Source organism: Shewanella sp. MF05913 (assembly GCF_059758095.1).
Window position 1 is genome coordinate 91,137 of the sequence record NZ_JCAYNT010000006.1, and the last position, 17,899, is coordinate 109,035.

The 17,899-nt window shown below is 43.1% G+C and carries 15 protein-coding genes and 1 riboswitch; of the genes, 11 read left to right on the top strand and 4 right to left on the bottom strand.

Going from position 1 to position 17,899, the window contains the following annotated elements; all coding sequences use genetic code 11:
* The first annotated feature begins 50 nt into the window (after positions 1–50).
* From AC19MV_RS09865 to AC19MV_RS09905, 9 genes are all read left to right on the top strand, one after another.
* A complete protein-coding gene (locus AC19MV_RS09865) occupies positions 51–575 on the top strand; it encodes a SprT family zinc-dependent metalloprotease (RefSeq protein WP_498307446.1) in 525 nt (174 codons plus the stop codon).
* Positions 576–741: 166 nt separating this feature from the next.
* Complete coding sequence (locus AC19MV_RS09870; protein ID WP_498307319.1) at positions 742–1,440, top strand: endonuclease; 699 nt, start codon at positions 742–744, stop codon at positions 1,438–1,440.
* Positions 1,441–1,490: 50 nt separating this feature from the next.
* Positions 1,491–2,231, top strand: coding sequence for a 16S rRNA (uracil(1498)-N(3))-methyltransferase (rsmE, locus tag AC19MV_RS09875; protein WP_498307320.1), 741 nt, complete (start codon positions 1,491–1,493; stop codon positions 2,229–2,231).
* A gap of 42 nt (positions 2,232–2,273) precedes the next feature.
* Positions 2,274–3,221 (top strand): glutathione synthase, encoded by a 948-nt coding sequence (gene gshB, locus AC19MV_RS09880; RefSeq protein WP_432402907.1) that lies wholly within the window; start codon positions 2,274–2,276, stop codon positions 3,219–3,221.
* A 106-nt stretch (positions 3,222–3,327) separates the two neighbouring features.
* Positions 3,328–4,608, top strand: coding sequence for an alkaline phosphatase (locus tag AC19MV_RS09885; protein WP_432403039.1), 1,281 nt, complete (start codon positions 3,328–3,330; stop codon positions 4,606–4,608).
* A gap of 72 nt (positions 4,609–4,680) precedes the next feature.
* Positions 4,681–5,718: a methyltransferase gene (locus tag AC19MV_RS09890; protein WP_498307322.1), complete on the top strand. Its 1,038-nt coding sequence runs from the start codon at positions 4,681–4,683 to the stop codon at positions 5,716–5,718.
* A 145-nt stretch (positions 5,719–5,863) separates the two neighbouring features.
* Positions 5,864–7,531 (top strand): flagellar assembly protein A, encoded by a 1,668-nt coding sequence (locus tag AC19MV_RS09895; RefSeq protein ID WP_498307324.1) that lies wholly within the window; start codon positions 5,864–5,866, stop codon positions 7,529–7,531.
* A gap of 34 nt (positions 7,532–7,565) precedes the next feature.
* On the top strand, positions 7,566–7,940 hold the full coding sequence (locus AC19MV_RS09900; RefSeq protein WP_498307325.1) for a DUF4144 family protein: 375 nt from the start codon (positions 7,566–7,568) through the stop codon (positions 7,938–7,940).
* An 89-nt stretch (positions 7,941–8,029) separates the two neighbouring features.
* Entirely contained in the window at positions 8,030–9,172 is a 1,143-nt protein-coding gene (locus AC19MV_RS09905; protein WP_498307327.1) for a site-2 protease family protein, read from the top strand.
* A gap of 78 nt (positions 9,173–9,250) precedes the next feature.
* Here AC19MV_RS09905 and AC19MV_RS09910 read toward each other — a convergent pair whose 3' ends face one another.
* The 3 genes from AC19MV_RS09910 to AC19MV_RS09920 form a co-directional block, all read right to left on the bottom strand.
* On the bottom strand, positions 9,251–10,360 hold the full coding sequence (locus tag AC19MV_RS09910; protein ID WP_498307329.1) for a succinylglutamate desuccinylase/aspartoacylase family protein: 1,110 nt from the start codon (positions 10,358–10,360) through the stop codon (positions 9,251–9,253).
* A 3-nt stretch (positions 10,361–10,363) separates the two neighbouring features.
* Positions 10,364–11,743 (bottom strand): lysine-sensitive aspartokinase 3, encoded by a 1,380-nt coding sequence (gene lysC, locus AC19MV_RS09915; protein ID WP_432402895.1) that lies wholly within the window; start codon positions 11,741–11,743, stop codon positions 10,364–10,366.
* Between the two features lie 134 nt (positions 11,744–11,877).
* A riboswitch (Lysine riboswitch) is annotated at positions 11,878–12,051 on the bottom strand.
* Positions 12,052–12,348: 297 nt separating this feature from the next.
* The gene (locus tag AC19MV_RS09920; RefSeq protein ID WP_498307331.1) at positions 12,349–12,789 is read right to left on the bottom strand and encodes a DUF3293 domain-containing protein; all 441 of its coding nucleotides are present in this window, start codon (positions 12,787–12,789) and stop codon (positions 12,349–12,351) included.
* 679 nt (positions 12,790–13,468) lie between these two features.
* Here AC19MV_RS09920 and arcA point away from each other — a divergent pair.
* Positions 13,469–14,185, top strand: coding sequence for a two-component system response regulator ArcA (gene arcA / locus AC19MV_RS09925; RefSeq protein WP_498307333.1), 717 nt, complete (start codon positions 13,469–13,471; stop codon positions 14,183–14,185).
* Positions 14,186–14,273: 88 nt separating this feature from the next.
* Here arcA and AC19MV_RS09930 read toward each other — a convergent pair whose 3' ends face one another.
* A complete protein-coding gene (locus tag AC19MV_RS09930) occupies positions 14,274–16,568 on the bottom strand; it encodes a S9 family peptidase (RefSeq protein ID WP_498307335.1) in 2,295 nt (764 codons plus the stop codon).
* A 173-nt stretch (positions 16,569–16,741) separates the two neighbouring features.
* Between AC19MV_RS09930 and AC19MV_RS09935 the strand changes: the two genes are divergently transcribed.
* Positions 16,742–17,734: a class 1 fructose-bisphosphatase gene (locus tag AC19MV_RS09935; protein WP_498307336.1), complete on the top strand. Its 993-nt coding sequence runs from the start codon at positions 16,742–16,744 to the stop codon at positions 17,732–17,734.
* The last annotated feature ends 165 nt before the right edge of the window (positions 17,735–17,899 follow it).

Genomic DNA, 17,899 nt, shown 5'->3' on the forward strand with positions numbered 1-17,899 from the left:
TACGAGCTCGAACCACTCTGGATAAAGCAAGCGCATCGGCGAGCGCCAATATGGCTTCAAATCAGCGTAACGCAGATTTAACAGCTAGCCATGCTAAATCTGCTTTACAGTTGCAAATATTAGCCAAGGTTGAAAGCGATTATCAACATGCTGAACATCACTTTAATCGAGTATTTCCACGCCCTATCGTGCAATTTACCTTACGCGGAAAAAGTGCGGGTACCGCCCACTTACAAACAAACCGATTGCGTTTTAACCCAGTGTTATTGGCAGAAAACCCACAGACTTTTTTAAGCGAAGTCGTGCCGCACGAAATAAGCCACTTATTGTGTTACCAACTTTTTGGCCGTGTAAAACCCCATGGCAAAGAATGGCAAAGCATAATGACGGCCACCTTTAGAGTGGCACCAAAAACCACCCATCAATTGAATGTCCAATCTGTGAATGGGCAGCAGTTTGACTATTTTTGTGGTTGTGGCAACACCACATTATCTATAAGACGCCATAATCGAGTGGTCCGTGGTCAAACACAGTATCGCTGTCGTCGCTGCAAGCAAACCCTTCAACCTATCTGACACAACTTAGCGTCATACCCCCATAAAATATTATCAATTGCGTCATGGCAGCCTATGCCTTACCATCTGCGCAAAATGACGGATTAACTCCGCAAACATTGTATTTTTAGTTTACTTTTTAGGGTTTATTTTGCGCTTATCTTACTATCACTCTTGGCTTTTCGGGGTGTCGCTTTTATGCGGCATTTTTTCAACAACTGTCAATGCCGCTGAACATCCTAGTAGCTTTAGACAAGCTAAAACAATTGCCAAAAAAATCTATCAACAACTGCCTCTCAGTACCTTTTATTGCGGTTGCGACATCGCCATTAGTGGCAAGCTTTGGCAAGCCGATCACCCTAGCTGTGGCTATCAAGTTCGCAAACAAATCATCCGCGCAAACCGAATTGAATGGGAACATGTGGTCCCTGCATGGGAATTTGGCCACCAGCTACAATGCTGGCAAGATGGCGGTCGTAAAAATTGCGGCAAAAACAATGAACAATTTAAAAAAATGGAAGCCGATTTACACAACCTTGTGCCAACCATCGGTGAAGTAAACGGTGACCGCAGTAATTATCGTTTCAGTGATTGGAATGGAAAACCTGATCAATATGGCCAATGCGCCATGATTGTCGACTTTAAAGGTCGTAAAGTACAACCACCAGCACGTTCACGCGGCCCAATTGCACGCACTTATCTTTACATGCAGCAAACCTATGGTTTGCAAATCAGTAGCAGTCAGAAAAAACTGTTTAACGCATGGGACAAAATGCAGCCAGTTTCGGCAACAGAATGCCAACGTGATAGCTTAATCGCTGCTCGCCAAGGTAATCATAATGATTTTGTATTCAAACAATGCCAAAATAACGGCTTGATCCGTTAATTGAATACCCAGCTATTATTTGAGTCACTAATTATATAAGGTCGCCACTGATGAGAGTTCCACGCATTTACCAGTCCATAGACAATCTACAGCAAGGGCAAACCGTTCAATTGGATGATGACGGTGTCGCTCATATTGGTCGTGTATTACGCATGGAAAATGGTGATAACATCAGTTTATTTAACGGCGACGGTAATGACTATTTAGCTGAAATTACTGATGTCAGTAAGAAATCGATTACTGTTACGGTCTTAAGTTGTGAGGCAAATAATAGTGAGTCACCACTTGATTTGCATTTAGGCCAAGTGATTTCTCGCGGCGATCGTATGGAATTTACCGTGCAAAAATCGGTAGAGCTTGGTGTGACCACGATTACACCGCTATTTTCAGATCGCTGTGGGGTCAAACTCAACGGTGAGCGTTTAGATAAAAAGCTGCAACAGTGGCAAAAAATTGTCATCAGTGCCTGTGAACAATCTGGCCGAAGTGTGGTACCTATTGTGCGCCCGGCGATGACATTAGCTCAATGGTGTGAAGAACAAACCAGTGCGGTAAAACTCAATTTACATCCTAGAGCATCTCACGGTATAAATGGCTTGCAATTAAATGCTGATAATCACAAAGTCAGATTGTTAATTGGCCCTGAAGGTGGATTGTCAGATGAAGAAATCGCCATGACAGAAACTCATCATTTTACTGATATTTTGCTTGGCCCAAGAGTGCTTCGCACCGAAACGGCATCACTAACAGCAATTACCGCACTACAAGTTAAATTTGGCGATATTGGCTAGTACCCAGTCGATATTATCTCCCCATATAGTAAGGAAATATCCATGATTAAGCTCGGCATTGTAATGGACCCAATCAGCGACATTAACATCAAAAAAGACTCAAGTTTTGCGATGTTGTTAGCCGCACAGTCACGTGGTTATCAATTGTTTTATATGGAAATGCACGATTTGGCGATGGTCAATGGCAAAGCCATGGCAAACATGCGTCCATTATCGGTTAAGCAAGATGCAAATGACTGGTTTACATTAGGTGACGCGGTAGACACACCACTCGCTGACCTTGATGTGGTATTAATGCGTAAAGACCCACCGTTTGATACCGAATTTATCTACGCCACTTATATGCTAGAGCGCGCAGAAGAAGAAGGCGTATTAATCGTTAACAAGCCACAAAGTTTACGCGACGCAAACGAAAAACTGTTCACGGCATGGTTTTCTGAATTCACCCCAGAAACCATCGTTACCCGCGATGCTAAACGTATCCGTGCGTTTCATCAGCTCAAGCAAGACATTATCCTTAAGCCATTAGACGGCATGGGTGGTACGTCTATTTTCCGCGTGAAAAAAGACGACCCAAACGTTGGGGTGATCATTGAAACCTTAACCAGCTATGGTCAGCAATACGCCATGGCTCAAGCCTTTATTCCAGAAATCACTCAAGGCGACAAACGCATTTTAGTGGTTGACGGCGAGCCAGTACCATTCGCGTTAGCCCGTATTCCGATGAAAGGCGAAACCCGTGGTAACTTAGCGGCAGGCGGCAGTGGTGTTGCACAACCGTTATCTGAAAGCGACTGGAAAATTGCCCGCGCAATTGGGCCTGAACTGAAAAAACGCGGCCTAATTTTTGTTGGTTTAGACGTCATTGGCGACAAACTCACAGAAATTAACGTGACCAGCCCAACGTGCATAAAAGAAATTGAAGCCGCCTTTGATGTCGATATTACTGGCATGTTAATGGATGCCATTGAAGCGCGTATTAACTCTTAACCCATTAGGACTCATCATGGATTTTTTAGCGACATGTAAACGCTCAATAAGCTGCTTATTGTTAATACCTTACCTTTGTGCGCCAAACGTAATGGCTAGCGATGAAATGATAAGTCCTGTGGCGGTTTCGGGATCAGCAAATAGCAACGTACCAACGGCAGGACCTTCTAGACCTAAAAACATCATCATCATGATTGGTGATGGTATGGGCCCTGCTTACACCACAGCTTATCGTTATTATAACGATAACCCAGAAACGGAAGAGATCGAACAGACTGTCTTTGATCGCCTGCTCGTGGGCATGTCGAGCACCTACCCTGCCTCTGTCAGTGGTTACGTTACCGACTCAGCTGCCTCGGCAACTGCATTGGCAACCGGTTTTAAAAGCTACAATGGGGCGATTAGCGTCGATGTTGAAAAACGTCCACTTACGACGTTAATGGAAAAAGCCAAAACCCTTGGCCTAGCTACTGGCGTGGCGGTGACTTCACAAGTTAACCACGCAACGCCGGCTGCATTTTTGGCTCATAACGAAAGTCGCAGTAACTACATCGACATAGCACAAGCCTACCTGGACACAGACGCTGACGTGATTTTAGGCGGTGGCCAACAGTATTTTCCACCCTCATTATTAGCGCAATTCACTGCCAAAGGTTACCAACATCTGAACGAGTTTTCACAACTCGACGCTGTAACATCACCCAAAGTGTTAGGATTATTTGCAGATGTGCAATTACCTTGGGCGATTAACGACAAACAGGGCCATAAACTCAGTAAAATGACCCAAAAAGCCATCGACTTGTTATCACAAAACCAACAAGGGTTTGTGTTATTAGTTGAAGGCAGCTTAATTGATTGGGCTGGCCACAGTAACGACATTGCAACCGCAATGGGTGAAATGGACGAGTTTGCCGCGGCAATCGAAGTGGTTGAGCAGTTTGTGCGTGAAAATAAAGACACACTAGTGGTTATTACCGCCGACCATAATACCGGTGGCCTATCTGTCGGGGCAAATGACAAATACGAATGGAATCCAGCTGTGCTGCATAACGTTCAAGCTAGCCCAGATGATATTGCGACTCGTGCTATCGCCGATGAACAATGGCAAGCCGTTATTGCCACCTTGATTGGTTTTACACCTTCGGACACTGAATACACCGCCCTAGAAAATGCACGCATGCAAGGCAACGAACCACTGACGATTGCATTGCGTAAGTTAATTGATGTGCGTTCAAACACAGGCTGGACAAGCGGCGGGCATACCGCCGTTGACGTACAAGTATTTTCGGCAGGCCCTGGCGCAAGACTTTTTGGTGGCCACCAAGACAATATCGACATTGCCAATAAAGTGTTTAGTTTGCTACCCGAGTCAGCAGCGAAACCATAATCGTTCGAAACAGCCTTTTGCGACACAAGCAAAGGGCTGTTAATCATTTAATCTTTACCATGAGTAATTCAAGTGCTAACAAATCCGTCTCAAGCATTAATCCGCAACAGTGAACTATTTCAGCAACATAAAGTATTAATACTCAATTATGAAGCTGATACTTTTGCGAGCCAATGCCTAGAGTCTGCAAGCCATGTCACCGCATTAGCATTCGATTTTAACCACCACCAAACACTGTTACCTTACGCCAACAGTACACTAGAATGTTATTTTGGCCATCAACTCCCTGATGCCCTAACAACAGAAAAGTACGATAGCATTATTATCTATTTTCCCAAAGCCAAGCCATTAATGGGTTACTTGTTGCAACTCGCGGCTCAGCACTTAGCCATAGACGGTTTATTGGTGATTGTGGGCGAAAACAAAGGGGGTATTAAATCTATCGCTAAATTAACCCCTGAATACTTCTCCACCCCAATAAAGCAAGATAATGCGCGTCATTGCTTGCTCTACACCTGTTATTTAACCCAAATGTCACCGCCACTTTCAATGACTGATTGGGTTAGCCAATACGCCCTTGATACGCCGCAAGGGCAAATGCAAATTTGCAATCTTGTGGGGGTATTTAGTGAAAAACGACTTGATCAAGGCACCGAGTTATTACTGTCGCATTTGCCCGACGCTCTACAAGGTAGAGTATTAGACTTTGGCTGTGGTGCCGGGGTGATAAGCGCGGCATTACTCAAAGCAAATCCACTGTTAAACATTGAATGTATTGATATCAATGCCATGGCACTCGAGTCTTGCCGGCTCACTCTTGCGGCAAACAATATGCAGGCGAATGTGTATCCGTCTGATGGATTTAATCAAATCAATGGCCAGTTTAATGGCATCATCTCTAACCCACCATTTCATGATGGATTAACCAGCACGACCGACATCGCCACGCAATTTGTTAAACATAGCGCAAGCAGCTTAGCGCCTAAAGGTGTTTGGCAAATAGTGGCTAATCGACACTTGCCATATTCAGATACTATCGCTACCTATTTTGGCAGTGTGAATGTATTAGCAGAAAATAATAAGTACAAACTGTATTTTCATCAGCGTTAATGCAGGTTTACTGCTGGAAATGGACTTCAATATCAGCTAAATTGATTCAAAGGCAAAATGGCGCACACTTTTAGGTCATTTTCACTGTTAATCTATTGCCTTCGTTTTAAACCATAATAAAAATAAAAACAAAACAAAGGATGTTATGTTAGAGCCCTCAGTCATAGCGCTAAGCGCAGATAAATCAAAAGCAGAACTCCGTGTAGTTCCCAATACTCATGGCCCGTTGTCGGCAGAAGACATTCATACTTTACTCACCCAGCCCAGCTTTGCCATGTTGTATCCTATTGAACCTGCAATTATTAAAGCCATAACCGAAGTCAACGCGTTATGTGGTCAAAAACCGGGTGATCATGAATTATTTTTTGCGATTGCCGAGCGTAAAGACGGGTCGGTCAATATCACTGTTAGTGACGATAAAATGCATGCCAGCATGAAAATCACCTCGGCATGGGGCGGTAAAGACATGACCCTGCCAGACATCCTCAATATGCTCAAAAGCAAAAAAATCAAAATGGGCTTAAGCAAGCCAAAAATCATGGCATTAATGCAGCGCTTATCGATTTTGCCTCCTGGCGAAAGTTGTGAGGGAGTCATTGCTTGTGGAAAAGCAGCCATAAATGGTGAAAATGCAGTTATCACCAGAAAGGTGGCGTTAGCGCGTGAGCGCTTGTTGCAACCACAAGAGCGTGAAGACGGCTCAGTCGATATGCGCAATTTAGGTGCATTAATCACCGTGAAACCCAATGACCTATTAATGGTAAAAGTTCCTGCAACAATTGGCACGCCGGGGTTTAATGTTCACGGAGATATACTGCAGCAAATTCCTGGAAAAGATAAACCAATGGAACCTGGTACCGGCACCAGCTTGCACCCGAAAGATCCTAATAAGCTCATTGCAACCTTGTCAGGCCAACCCGTTGAAAACCGCAAAGGCATGCAAGTAGACGACATGCTGCAAATTAAAGATGTAGATGTACGCTATGGGCACGTCAATTTTAAAGGCAGTATTCTCATTACCGGCGATGTACATGAAGGCATGGAAGTCAAAGCCAGTGGCGATGTGACTGTTATGGGGTTTGTTGATTCAGCCAGTATTGAAGCTCACGGCGATGTGATTATCAGCAAAGGTGTCATAGGTCGTTTAATTAAAGACCAAGAGCTCAGCACTAGCATAAAAGCAAGCGGACAAATTTGCGCTCAATTTGTGCAATACTCGCGACTTGAAGCCCAAGGCAATATTTTAATTACCAAACAATTACTTCATAGCAATACTACCTCTGGCGATAGCATTACGGTGAGCGATGCCCAGTCAAGACGAGGTGACCTCATTGGAGGTATCGCAACTGCAGCAAAAGGCATTAGAGCCATTGCTTTTGGCGCAACGGCTGGCACCAAAACAGAAATCTATTGCGCTATGAACCAAGGTGAATTAAAACAACAACTTAAAGATTTAGATGATAGCATTAAAGGCATGGTAGTCGCGGGATTAGAACTCGAAGCTCGATTGCGTAAATTGCCTCCTAAAACTGAATGGCAAAGCGATGCTGGCATGATTGAACAAGTTAAAATGATGCTCGATCAAAAAAATCAGATGGCAGCTGAGCGAATTAAAGAAGAAGTGGAGTTCACTCAACATCAGAACGAAGTTGAGGGCTATTTTGATCATTACTTTATCAAAGCTGAAAAGCACATTTTTACTAACGTCGAAATCCACATCGGTAATGCATTTAATCGCACTCAACGCGAGCATGGCCCATGTATTGTCAAAAACGTGAATCAAGAAGTGTCCTACGATTACAGTAACCGCTAACCTGAACAACACTCAATAATGAGACCGCCACATTATGCAACAAATACATTGGCCAGCATTTTTAAAGTTTGATCAAGATGATGAGCTAATGTATCTAGCAAATCATCAAGATTGGTTAAGTTTTATTTGCGCCAATCAATATACTGTTTGCGTACAAGACACATTGATTGACAGTAGCGGCGACGTTTATCTTATCGCAAAGCCACAACCTGAACACAGCTCAGTCGACACGAGTGTGGCACAACTGCCACACCTCGTAAAACAACCTCTCCCCATAAGCGTATTACAAATGCTGCCTTTGGTGCGCCAATTCGGTCAGTTTCAAGGACACTGTTGCAGTGCAAAAATCGTTTTCACCACAATTGAACAAGGTATTGCCACTGTTGCTGAATTAGAACAGCTTTATTAGCCAATAAAATCACCTTGCCCATTGAGCATCAAACAGCGCTCTGGCAAAATGCCCGCATACTCACCGTCTATAAGCTCTGAGAATCCTTAATGGAATTACTTAATATTGAATGTCTTGGTAAACGCTTACGCCTAGAAGGCTCTATTGCAGGCTGGCAGCAGTTATATTGGGATAATCAACTGGTATCACAAAAGTCAGCGAGCGCGAGCGATCAAGCTTTTCACATTCACTCGTTTGAACTTGCTCAACAACATACTGTACCGCTTAATGAAGACGATATTATTGATGCGCCAACAAGCGTCACATCGCAAACCAAAGCAATTCAGATTCGATTAGAGATTGATGTTAACTGGCAACCCTTTCAGCTCGACTATTGCTTACTGGTTGATGAAGAACAAATCACTCAAGGCAAGCGCAGCGTCAGTGACATAGAAAAACAAACGCCCGAAGTTCCGGTCGCTAAAACGCAAAAGCTCAGTATAGTCGGCTTAGCATCTTTGGGATTCAAACTCCTCAAAAGTGCTAAAGTGATTAAAGTGTTGTTTGCTGGTGCCAGTGTGGCAGCTTACTCTTGGTTATTCTCACTAGAATTTGCATTGGCACTTATCGGCTGTTTAGTATTTCATGAATATGGCCATATTAGGGCCATGAAACACTTTGGCATGAAAACAAAAGGCATTTACCTTATTCCGTTTGTCGGCGGATTGGCCTTAAGCGATGAGCGTATTAATACTCGTTGGCAAGATGTGTATATCTCGATTATGGGGCCGACTTTTGGACTGATTTTATCCGTCATTAGTTTAGGCCTGTACTGGATCACCGGTAATGTATTTTTTGCCGGACTCGCCAGTTTTAACGCATTGCTGAACTTATTTAACTTATTGCCGATTTTGCCACTCGATGGCGGTCATATTTTAAAGAGTATTAGCTTTTCAATGAACAGCCTGGTCGGCCTAATAGCCTGTATTTTAGGAGCCGCTATAGGGGTATTTATCAGCTATAGCCTAGGCCTTGCTCTATTAGGATTTTTACTGCTGATTGGTAGTGTTGAAATTGTATTTGAATGGCGTGGCAGGCATCAAAGCCATCTGCTGCCGCTCGACCGTTACGGACAAATATTCTCAACAGTGTGGTATCTGTTAACGGTAGCAAGCTTGGTGGGTATCATTTGGTATTTTGCAAGTTCTGGTGACGACATGCTGTCTATTCCACTGCAAATCCTTGGCAGTTAAGCTCAAGGCCTCTCGTGCATCTTCATTCCGTCACAGACAAAAACGCCTGCAAAATGCAGGCGTTTTTATTATTTTCGCTTATAACCTAAACACATTGGTCATCACTTTATACAACTCAGTACCTTGATGCACAGATGCGGAAGCAAAATGCAAAATAGGCACACAATCCATTGGCAAACTAATCACTTGATGCGCGTCATCGGTGCCATACAAATCCATACGTAATATATTCACTAATGGTTGTCCGGCATTAAGTGGCTGGCCAACTACTGCGCAATATTCAATTAAACCCGCTTTAGGCGCATGAAACTTTTTATAGTCTTTTAAGTAGCAGCCAAAGCGCGCCATTTGAGCTGGCTCGACTTTTTCACGGATCACCCCTCGATGACTTAAATACGCCAAAATACCTTTTGCGTCTTCCAATGCATCAGCTAAATCAATACGCTCCTGGCTAGCCAATTCTAGCGTAAACGCTGACACGGGTACCGTAAAGTCACGCCCTTGTTGAGCGGCAAAATCGGTTAACTGCCACCAAGGACAAAATGCCGCTTCATCCATCGCGCCACCAAAACTATTGGGAATAACCAAGGTGTAGGGAATAGAGAAAAAACGTGCAGCATCAATGTCATATTCAGGACAATATAAATGCTTACAAGACTTAGGCCCAGTATGTAAGTCCAGCACAATGTCAGCCTGATGTGCCATAGATTGTAAGCTTACGGCTAGCCTATGGCCTGTCGTTATCCCAAAAGGCTGATTAAGCCTTGCTTGACACGACTCAACTAACATCACTCGATAGGCATCGAATAACGCGGCATTACTCAAGTGTTGATGCTTTGCATACCAGGTAGTTAAATCGACTTTATGGTCAAAATATTCACGATTCCAATTCACCCCAGTAATGGGGTCGAACCGGCCTAAAGTAAACTCACCACTTTTTTGATTTATGCCCAGCGGATTAGCCAAAGGTGCCAGCTTGATATCCCCTAGTACGTCATAGTCTTCAAGTAAGGTCATCAGCTGATAAATCACTGCATTACCTTGTACTTCAGCGCCGTGAACATTGGCCTGAATGTAAACACTCGGCGCAGACGCTTTAGCACCCATAAAATCATAAAGCGGTATGGTGAGCGCTTGCCCTGTGGCAAGCTCCCCAACTTGTATATTCGACTGTATTACCTTGCTCATCAATTACGACTCAAACAGATTTTGATGTAAAGCATTAACCACTTGCGCCGCTTCAGATTCAGATACCAATACACATAAATTATGTGGGCTCGCACCTTGGCAAATCATCCGCACATTGTGGTTTTCAAGCACTTTAAAGACGCGACTGCAAATACCTGCGGTAGAGGCAATGCGATTACCAATAATGGCAATAAGCGCTAAATTATCCTCAACACGGACACGACAATGTTGCGATAGCTCTTGCAGTAATGGCTCGCTCAATAAGCCTTGGCCACTCGAATCTGAACCGGTTTTATCCAGCGTTAACGACACGTTCACTTCTGAGGTTGTAATTAAATCTACCGAGATTTTATGACGTGCAAGTGTTGCAAAGGTTTCCGCTAAAAACCCCTGTGCGTGGAGCATTTGCAGGCTATGAAGGTTTAATAACGTTTGATCGCGACGTAATGCCACCGCGCGAAAAACGGGCGTGTCTTCAACTTGATGACGGATCCATGTACCGCCCATTTCAGGCGCTTTGCTGGAACCTACAAACACCTGAATTTTTTGTCTTACCGCAGGTAAAATGGTCGCTGGGTGCAATACTTTAGCGCCAAAAGTTGCCATTTCAGCCGCTTCATTAAAGCTGATCTCTGGAATGGGGCGTGCATTAGGTGCCAACCTTGGGTCGGTAGTGTAAATACCGGCAACGTCAGTCCAAATCTCTACCGCTGTGGCACTTAATGCTTCGGCAAGTAGCGCTGCAGAATAGTCACTACCGCCTCGGCCTAAAGTGGTTGTGCGCCCATCTTGATCTGCACCAATAAAACCTTGAGTGACTATCACATAATTCGCCAGCAACGGCTTTAACAAGTCACCAGACAACGAGGCTATGGCTTCAATATGAGGTTCTGCACGGCCAAAATGACTGTCGGTGCGAAGCACCTGGCGCACATCAAAATGATCCGATGCGGTGCCCTTTTCACGAATTACCGCAGAAAACAAAATCGATGAACATTGCTCACCGGTTGAGAGCAATTCGTCCATAATCGCCTTGCTGCGATCAAGTTCTAACGACTCACTTAATACCGACATGCGGCTTAGAATTTTATCGATGCTCGCGGCTACATCTTGCGGGCGCCCTAACTCATCTAAAATGGCATATTGAATTTGTGCAATTTGCTTTAACAACGCTAAGCGGCGCTCGTCATTCACATTTGCTTGAGTTAACTCGACCAGTAAATTGGTTACGCCACTTGACGCACTGACCACCACTAAACGGGTGGCAGGATTGGCTAACACAATGTCAGCACAACGACTCATCGATGCATAATCAGCAACAGAGGTACCGCCAAATTTGGCGACGACTAATTCTGGACGAATATCTTGAGAAACAGTGCTCATACGAATGCCTCCGCGGTTGGCGAAAGACGACAAAATAAGAAATAATTGACTAACATGATATACACTCCGAACACACTACGTTCGAAGAGCCTGGTGCTAAGATAACGCACCCTTAAAGAAGGGAAACAGCAATCATCACCAGAAGCTCTCCACCAAAAAACAGGTGACAATCGTTAGGATTCAGCCTAAACGACCGATATCAATGTGTGCCACACAATTTGATACCTCGGCGCTAATCTCCATCATAAGTTGTCATCGGATTGGCATCCTCAAACTTACTACCTAGTTAACGCTCCTCTTCTGTGCCTCCCGAAGGAGGGACTTGAAAAATAGCAACAAACCCACTAACAAGTCAATCAACAATCGTTGTAAAAATACGCTATTTTAATTTTATTCATCTTTGTGGCGAAGATGACGATCAAGGAGACTTATCTTCACAATCTCAAAAACATCATTTTAGATTGTTCATAATGATGAAAAATAGCCATTTTTATGGATTAAACAGCCTTCAAAGGCAAAATAAAGAGACAATTGAACTTTATTGTCTTAATTAAAGATCCAAAAAATTAAATGATCCACAGTTTTATGCACTTAACAGCTAAACACTACAGGTGCGAACTAATATCAGGCAACTCATTAACTAAGCGTAAACGCTGATTAAAAGCTCCCATATCGACTTCTGGCATCAGCGGATCAATGCAGGCAATAAGTGATAACAATCCTTGATTAACATAATATATGGCATGTTGATTAAATTCTCTACCCAACTCAAGCGCCTGTTCTTTATCAATAAAAATAGCCCAACTTTTTTCCATATGCGACAAATCAGGTGCTGCACCAATGAGTGCTCGGTATGGACTGTTGTATTGTTGAATTTTGGATTGGAGCTGACGATCTAGTAAACGATTTTGGCTCGGGGAGAGTAATAAGCCACTGGGGTTGTGGGCGGTAATAATAGCAAACGGGAAATCATGAGAAAGGCGTTGAGTGAACAAAAAATGTGTACTTTGATAGTGATGCCACAGTGTATCTATAACATTTTTCATAATATTAATTCGTCAATTAAACCAAAATCAGTTTAGCAAAGCCTTATGAATTCTTAAAGGTTTGTGATGTCAGTCACAAGCATAATATTTATTTACCTTTAAATATCATGGTATTAACAACATTAATCTTTCATATACTTGACTGTTATATTAATTTTTTAACATTTAATTTGTTAACAAATGCCTAAAACGAGTACAATAACGTCACCTACTAGTAAAGCACTGTAGTGAAACCAATAACATCGCTTGCTAAATGTATCGAGGGCTGGCGTTTAAAACGCATTTATTGGTAATTAATCACAATTTTGTGTGCTTAGTTTACACCTGAACGTTTTATGTTCTACATTTGATAAAGCAAAGGGATAAACAGTAATACGTATAAATAAGTTTGCAACATATGGAACTATCTCTATAAATCGTATTCATAGTAGTAAGCCTTTTGGCAAATTTTTTACTTATTATGCAGCTGCATATTGCATTGCGTAATGAGCGTTAATATACGCAAGACAACTCAGTAACCATACATAGCGTTACATCTTACGAGTTTATAAGAGTGTTTTATTCAGGGCAGACATAGATAAACACCAAAAAAATACTGGAGTATCAGCGTTAATTAATGCGCGATTACAACTTACTAGCCTATCGCTAGAATCGAATTTTATAAAATTAGGTAAATATCATGCAAAACCCACACATTCTGATTGTTGAAGACGAAGCAGTAACCCGTAATACATTACGCAGTATTTTTGAAGCTGAAGGCTATGTCGTTACCGAAGCTAACGACGGCGCAGAAATGCACAAAGCCATGCAAGACAATAAAATTAACCTAGTGGTTATGGACATTAACTTGCCAGGTAAAAACGGATTATTACTTGCTCGCGAATTACGTGAAATTAATAACATCGGCCTTATTTTCTTAACCGGTCGTGATAACGAAGTTGATAAAATCCTTGGTCTTGAAATCGGCGCCGATGACTACATCACTAAGCCTTTCAACCCTCGTGAATTAACGATTCGTGCTCGTAACCTATTAACGCGAGTTAACAGTGCTGCGGCTGAAAGCGAAGAAAAAGGTTCGGTTGAATATTACCGTTTCAATGGCTGGAGCTTAGAAATTAACAGCCGTTCATTAGTGAACCCACTTGGTGAGTCTTATAAGCTACCACGCAGTGAATTCCGTGCGATGCTTCACTTTGTTGAAAACCCAGGTAAGATTTTAACGCGTGCTGATTTATTATTAAAAATGACTGGCCGCGAATTAAAGCCGCATGACCGCACTGTTGACGTGACAATCCGTCGTATCCGTAAGCACTTTGAAAGCTTAGCCGATACGCCAGAAATCATCGCGACTATTCACGGTGAAGGCTATCGTTTTTGTGGTGACTTAGAAGGCTAATCTAATCTTTTAAGGTTACCCAATAAAAAACCAGGTGATTAACCTGGTTTTTTTATGCCCGCTTTTAGCGATTTACTCACGACATATGTTATTTCAATTGCTGGTCTAAAAATGCAGCTAACGATTTATATAAGTGATTACGCACTTTCTCACCGCGCATGGAATGCTTAGACCCAGGGTAATCCATCATCTGGAATAATTTACCTTCATCTTGCAATGCTTTGTATACTCTCGTGCTGTTTTCAAACAATACGTTATCATCCGCCATGCCGTGGTACATCAACAGGCCTGATTGATAATTTTTGACGTATGGCAAAATACTGCTGGCATCATAACCTTGTTTATTGGTTTCAGGATCCCCCATATAACGCTCGGTATAATGGGTATCGTATAAACGCCAATCAGTTACAGGAGCCCCTGAAATGGCTGCTTTAAAATAATCTGGCGCCTTAAATTGGCTCATTAATGCCATATAGCCGCCGTAACTGTGACCATAAATTGCCACATTTTCGCCATCAATAAATGGCAGGCTACGTAAGTAATCAACACCCACTTTTTGATCGTTTACCTCGGCATCCCCCATATTTTGATAAATCACATACTCAAACTCAGTGCCACGATGGGCCGAGCCACGGTTATCTAATTGGAATACGGCATAACCTTGCTGTAATAAGTACTGGGTAAAATAATCCGCCTCACTCCAGCTGTTCACCACCAACTGTGCGTGCGGTCCACCATAAACACGTACTACAACTGGATACTTTTTATTAGCATCAAACGGTACAGGTTTAAATAAACGGTACATTAATGGCTGACCATCTTCTGCCTTTAATTGGCCAAACTCAGGCATTTGCCATAAGCCAGCCAAATCATATAAAGGATGATTTTGATTAATCTCGTTTTGCTCAACCCAGGCTAATAATTTACCCGAGTCATTGTGTAAGCTGATCTGTGGCGGTTGCTGGAGGCTATTAAAATAATCTAAATAAACCGGACTCTTATCGGCAAATACCGCAGCATGTATTCCAGCCGTTTGGCTAATTCGCTCGATTGAATCAGCGCCCTTTTGCAAATTAACCCGATATAAGTGACGCTCGACGACACTGTCTTTACGACCACTAAAATACACCCAGCCGCTGGCCTCATCGACAAACTCAAGTGCATCAACGGCCCAGTCACCTTGGGTTAATTGCCTAAGCAGCTTACCTTGTAAGTCGAACAAATACAGATGATTAAACCCATCTCGCTCTGAGCCCCAAATAAAGGCCGACTGCTGCTTTAAAAAGTGCAGGTCATTATTCAGATTTACCCAGGCTTTACTGCGCTCTTCAATCACGGTGTTAGCCTGGTCAGGTTGACTTAATGCAGCAATGCGTAAGTCTAGTGTTTGTTGATCACGACTTTGCCACTGAAAAGACACATGCTTGCTATCAGGTAGCCAATCAACACGCGGTAAATACATGTCTTTTTGCTTGCCTAAATCAATCCAGTTGATGCTCTTATCCTGTAAAGTAACCACACCAAGGGCTATTTCAACGTTCGCTTTACCTGCATAAGGATAGCGTTGCTCAGTTAATTTAATGCCGTCGGCATATATTTCATTACGGGTGACTAACTCAACACCGGATTCATCAATGCGCGTAAACGCGATTGCGGACTCATCGGGTGCCCACCAATAACCTGTCATGCGGTCCATTTCTTCCTGGGCGACAAACTCCGCCATGGCATTTTTGATCGCACCTTTGCCATCGGTGGTTAATGCGACGACTTTTTGAGTGTCTAGCGCTAACACATAAAGGTTTTGATCGCGTACAAACGACACATAACGACCTTTAGGCGACAAGCGCGCATCTGTTGCAAAGCCATCACCGGTGTTTAGTTCTGTGACTTTATTGCTAGCCACATCATACAAATACAATTGCCCAGCGGCTGGAATTAAAATACTTTGGCTGTTTTCAGACCAAAAGTATTCCATGATCCCTTCACCGTAAATACGCTGACGTTCACGGCGGGCTTTTTCTTCATCAGACAGTTCGCCACCCGCTAATTGATCGGCATTGATCAATATGCTGCGCTGGCCTGTCGCAATGTTCATTTGCCATAAGTCGTAAAAATGTTGGTTATCGGCACGACTCGATAAATAGGTCACTCGCTTACCATCAGGAGACAAAGCAAGTCCGCGCGGACTCGATCCAGCCAAAGCTGGTGAGGCATGGATACGCTCTATGGTCAGTGGCGTGTTATTACCTTTTATTGCGGTTAACGGTGCGGTAGTTAATGGGATCATTGTACTGCCTTGCGCTGCTTGAGAAATTTGACTAGTAAAGAGTAATGGTGCGGCAGTCATTGCCACTAAAGCATGCTGCTTCCATGTGGTTGTCATTATTATTAATCCTTGGGGGCAATCAATCAGCCAACATTCTGCCTGAAATTACTGTAAAACCAAAACCTCAGATAACAATCGCTGAAATTAGCGTCATTGTGGGGTATGATTTGCTCATAAGAATTAAATTTAAAACATAGACCTTAACCTCGCAAAATCTCATAGGAAAAATAATGCAGACTTTGGCCCAAACCCTCAGCGCTCAAGCGGTAAATGCATCTTTAACGCAATTGCTATTTACCTTAGCGGAAACCTCAATCGCCATTAGCGGTTCAGTTCGACACGGCGCGTTAGCGGGTGTACTAGGTGCAACAGAACAAGAAAATGTTCAAGGTGAAACCCAGAAAAAACTGGATGTCATCACTAACGACATGCTTAAAGATGCCTTAAAGGCTGACACGACAGTGCGCGGCATTGCCTCTGAAGAAGAAGATTATGTTGTAGAAGCTAACGCTCAAGGTAAATACCTAGTGAGTTTTGATCCATTAGATGGCTCATCTAATATCGACATTAATTCACTTGTTGGCACTATTTTTTCTGTGTTACCTGCACCTGCTGGTGAGTTTAGCGAACAAAGCTTTTTACAAGCTGGGCGCAAACAAGTTGCAGCAGGTTACGTGCTTTACGGCCCATCAACGATGATGGCGCTTACCACAGGCCAAGGTACTCAGTTTTATACTCTTGATCCAGACAGCCAAACATTTTTATTGACTGACGACAATGTACAAATCACCCCAGATACGGCTGAGTTTGCCATTAACATGTCAAATCAACGCTTTTGGGAAGCGCCAATGCAAACCTACATTGCCGACTTGTTACTGGGAAAAATCGGTCCTCGCGAGCAGTCTTTTAACATGCGTTGGATTGCCGCTATGGTGGGTGACGTGCATCGAGTTTTGTGTCGTGGCGGTATTTTTACCTATCCAACAGACAACAAAAACCCAGCTAAACCATTCAAATTACGCCTAATGTACGAAGCCAACCCAATGGCACTGCTTGTTGAGCAAGCTGGTGGTAAAGCCTCAACAGGTTACGAGACTATTTTGGATATTCAACCAACTGAAATTCATCAACGTGTTGCGGTGATTTTAGGTAGCGCGAATGAAGTCGATACCTGCTTGAGCTATCATGGTATTGATTACAGTGAAGAGCCATCAATTGACTAACTAATCCGTCTTCAAAAAACCGCCAAAAGGCGGTTTTTTATTTTTACGCTGTATTTAAATAAAGTATTCGACACGCCCTTCAACACAAAACCTCCTAAGCCATAACAACACAAAAGATAAAAACAGGTTTTCTTTACAATAACTTAATTAACCACTAAGTTACTT

Bases quoted from the DNA above. Each gene is read 5' to 3' on its own strand.
- AC19MV_RS09865 (WP_498307446.1), top strand. From the start codon at position 51: ATGGCTTCAAATCAGCGTAACGCAGATTTAACAGCTAGCCATGCTAAA.
- rsmE (WP_498307320.1), top strand. From the start codon at position 1,491: ATGAGAGTTCCACGCATTTACCAGTCCATAGACAATCTACAGCAAGGG.
- gshB (WP_432402907.1), top strand. From the start codon at position 2,274: ATGATTAAGCTCGGCATTGTAATGGACCCAATCAGCGACATTAACATC.
- AC19MV_RS09885 (WP_432403039.1), top strand. From the start codon at position 3,328: ATGATAAGTCCTGTGGCGGTTTCGGGATCAGCAAATAGCAACGTACCA.
- AC19MV_RS09895 (WP_498307324.1), top strand. From the start codon at position 5,864: ATGTTAGAGCCCTCAGTCATAGCGCTAAGCGCAGATAAATCAAAAGCA.
- AC19MV_RS09900 (WP_498307325.1), top strand. From the start codon at position 7,566: ATGCAACAAATACATTGGCCAGCATTTTTAAAGTTTGATCAAGATGAT.
- AC19MV_RS09905 (WP_498307327.1), top strand. From the start codon at position 8,030: ATGGAATTACTTAATATTGAATGTCTTGGTAAACGCTTACGCCTAGAA.
- AC19MV_RS09910 (WP_498307329.1), bottom strand. From the start codon at position 10,360: ATGAGCAAGGTAATACAGTCGAATATACAAGTTGGGGAGCTTGCCACA.
- lysC (WP_432402895.1), bottom strand. From the start codon at position 11,743: ATGAGCACTGTTTCTCAAGATATTCGTCCAGAATTAGTCGTCGCCAAA.
- AC19MV_RS09920 (WP_498307331.1), bottom strand. From the start codon at position 12,789: ATGAAAAATGTTATAGATACACTGTGGCATCACTATCAAAGTACACAT.
- arcA (WP_498307333.1), top strand. From the start codon at position 13,469: ATGCAAAACCCACACATTCTGATTGTTGAAGACGAAGCAGTAACCCGT.
- AC19MV_RS09930 (WP_498307335.1), bottom strand. From the start codon at position 16,568: ATGACAACCACATGGAAGCAGCATGCTTTAGTGGCAATGACTGCCGCA.
- AC19MV_RS09935 (WP_498307336.1), top strand. From the start codon at position 16,742: ATGCAGACTTTGGCCCAAACCCTCAGCGCTCAAGCGGTAAATGCATCT.